The organism is uncultured Caballeronia sp. (assembly GCF_964243625.1).
Classification (GTDB): Bacteria; Pseudomonadota; Gammaproteobacteria; order Burkholderiales; family Burkholderiaceae; genus Caballeronia.
Genome location: NZ_CAXTGZ010000756.1, coordinates 1 through 2,624, shown reverse-complemented (window position 1 = coordinate 2,624; position 2,624 = coordinate 1). Strand labels below are relative to the sequence as shown.

Genomic DNA, 2,624 nt, shown 5'->3' with positions numbered 1-2,624 from the left:
GCGCAACCGAGAAATAGATCTGCAGCAACTGGCCGTATGTGACTTTGGTTGGATCGTAAGTGATCTGCACCGACTCAGCATGACCGGTCTGGCCGCCGCTTACGGTCTCATACTGCGCAGTACTTGCCTGACCGCCCGCGTACCCGGAAACTACTTTCGTCACACCATTGACGTGCTGGAACACGCCCTGCACGCCCCAAAAGCAGCCGCCAGCCAGGACAGCGGTTTCCTGATGCGTGGCGCCCACGGGTTCATCGACTGCGGGAGGCGCCAGCACGACCGCTGCTTCAGAAGAATGTGCAACGTGCATCGAAAGGAACAGGACGGTCGCGCCCAGGCTGATTGCGCTTAGTAAGCCAGCACCGCGCGAGCGCAGGGTGGCCAAGGTTTTTTGCTTCGGGACATTCATGGTGAGCCTCCGGGTTCGGGGCGCTTTGCGAACGGCGCAAGCCGCGCGCAAAGCGCCTTTCGCATCATGTTAGCGCGACCGGCAGACGATAAATGCTTGATGACAAAGATGTAATCAAGAGGTCAGAGAAGGGTCAATTGGATGAAAGCGACTCTTGGCCCGGGTAGAGCAGGTCGCCGAGCGCGATCGCAATGGTTTTGGTCGCAATCTTCAAGTCGTCGAGCGCCACCCGTTCATCCGCGCGATGTCCATTCGCCTCGAGCAGCGTGCGCGGCCCCGCGCCGAAGATAACGGTCGGCACGCCTGCCTCGCAATACAGGCGGGCATCGGTGTAAAGGGGAACGCCTTCGGTTGGAATGTCGCGCTGCAATGTAACGCGGGCCGCGCGTTGCAGAGCTTGCGACAGGCGTTCGGCGCCATCGAGTGAACGCAGCGGATAAGTGACGAGCACTTCCTCGATATCCACGTCGATCCCCGGCAAATCTTTCGCCGAGGCCAGGATCACCGACTTGAGCTCGCGCAGCACGTCTTGCGTGTTTTCTTCGGGAACTACGCGGCGATCAAGCCGAAGTGTGACTTTGTCGGGCACTACGTTCGTATTGATCCCGCCCTTGATCAGGCCGACCACCAGCGTCGGATGTTCGATGCCCGGCGTATTCGAGCGGATATCACGCAATTGCGCGCGATGTGCATAGAGCGCATTGAGCACCGCCGTCGCGGCTTCCAGCGCGTCATGCCCCGTATCAGGACGTGCGGCGTGCGCCGACTTGCCGCGCACGGTGACTTCGAGGTGGATTGCCCCATTGTGCGCGGTCGTGATCGCGTATGAAAAGCCGGCGCAAATCGCGTAATCCGGCTTGACTATGCCCTGCTTCAGAAGCCATCCGGGTCCTATCAGGCCGCCGGTTTCCTCGTCGTAAGTCAGATGCAGCTCTATGGTGCCTGCCAGCGCCGCGCCGCTGTCGATCAACGCTTTCAGCGCGAACGCATAAGTCGCAAAATCCGACTTCGATACCGCCGCACCACGCCCGTACATGAAGCCATCGCGGATCTCGGCTCCATAAGGCTCGGCGGTCCAGCCATCGCCCGGCGGGACGACATCACCATGCGCGTTCAGCGCAATCACAGGTCCCGCGCCGAAGCGATGACGAATCACGAGGTTCGTTGCGCTGATCATGCCGGTGCGGTGGACGTCGTTTGCGGGAACTGCGTGGCGCTCGACCTTGAAGCCCATCTGCTCGAGCCATTTCGCGGCCATCTCGGCGTGGTCCGCGCAGTCGCCCGGCGGATTGTCCGATGGTTTTTGCACGAGCGCGGAAAGGAACGCGACTTCCAGGTCGAACTGGCTGTCGACGCGGGCCATCAAGGTTGCGGCAAGGGCGGAATGGGTCATATGTGCGAATGAGTGTCGGGTAAGGGCTGCAAGCCCAAAGCGATCTGGAGCTATAACCACCAGCTTAGCGGACTCGAAGCGCGACTTGCTAGCCACAGGCAAATTCCGCACATAACGGACCGCGTTGAATAACTCTCCTTTAGCAACCAATTAAATCGAACATTGTTGCGGGGCCACGCTAAGGCCGCGCTCCTTTTGCAATCATTCAAAGGCGTTTCTCGGCTAAGCTTGACCCCACTTTCAACAGATTCAATGAGCACTTCAATGAACCACCGAGACGACGCCGCAGCACTGGACCATAACGACCCGCTAGCCGCCTTGCGCGAACAATTCGCGCTGCATGACGGCGTGATCTACCTGGACGGCAATTCGCTCGGCGTGCCGCCTAAGGCCGCCGCTTCACGCGCAGCGGAAATCATCGCGAATGAATGGGGTAACGGCCTGATCCGCTCGTGGAATACGGCAGGATGGTTCGCTTTACCCAAGCGACTTGGCAACCAACTTGCGCCGCTGATCGGCGCTGCGCAAGACGAAGTGGTCGTGACCGACACCATTTCCAGCAATCTCTTCAAGGTGCTCTCGGCTGCTTTGCGCGTGGCAAACGAGCGCGATCCCATGCGTCGCGTGATCGTTTCGGAACGCTCGAATTTCCCTACGGATCTCTACATTGCGCAGGGTTTGATCGAACAGCTGGATCGCGGTTACGAATTGCGACTGGTCGATCATGCGTCGGAAATACCCGGCGCCATCGATGAAAACACTGCCCTAGCAATGATCACGCACGTGAACTATCGCACCGGCGCCATGCACGACATGGCCGCG

At 59.7% G+C, this 2,624-nt stretch carries 2 protein-coding genes and 1 pseudogene; 1 reads left to right on the top strand and 2 read right to left on the bottom strand.

The features are described 5' to 3' along the window. Both ACFFAR_RS30445 and ACFFAR_RS30440 read right to left on the bottom strand, forming a co-directional pair. Positions 1 to 409 (bottom strand): peptide-methionine (S)-S-oxide reductase (locus tag ACFFAR_RS30445; protein WP_174365784.1); only part of this gene is annotated, 409 nt, incomplete at its 3' end. 133 nt (positions 410 to 542) lie between these two features. Further along, entirely contained in the window at positions 543 to 1,802 is a 1,260-nt protein-coding gene (locus ACFFAR_RS30440) for an ArgE/DapE family deacylase (RefSeq protein WP_375509145.1), read from the bottom strand. A 264-nt stretch (positions 1,803 to 2,066) separates the two neighbouring features. Between ACFFAR_RS30440 and ACFFAR_RS30435 the strand changes: the two are divergent. After that, positions 2,067 to 2,624: pseudogene (locus tag ACFFAR_RS30435) on the top strand (kynureninase); the annotation flags it as partial.

Excerpts from the sequence above, each read along its gene's own strand:
- ACFFAR_RS30440 (WP_375509145.1), bottom strand. The coding sequence starts at position 1,802 with ATGACCCATTCCGCCCTTGCCGCAACCTTGATGGCCCGCGTCGACAGC.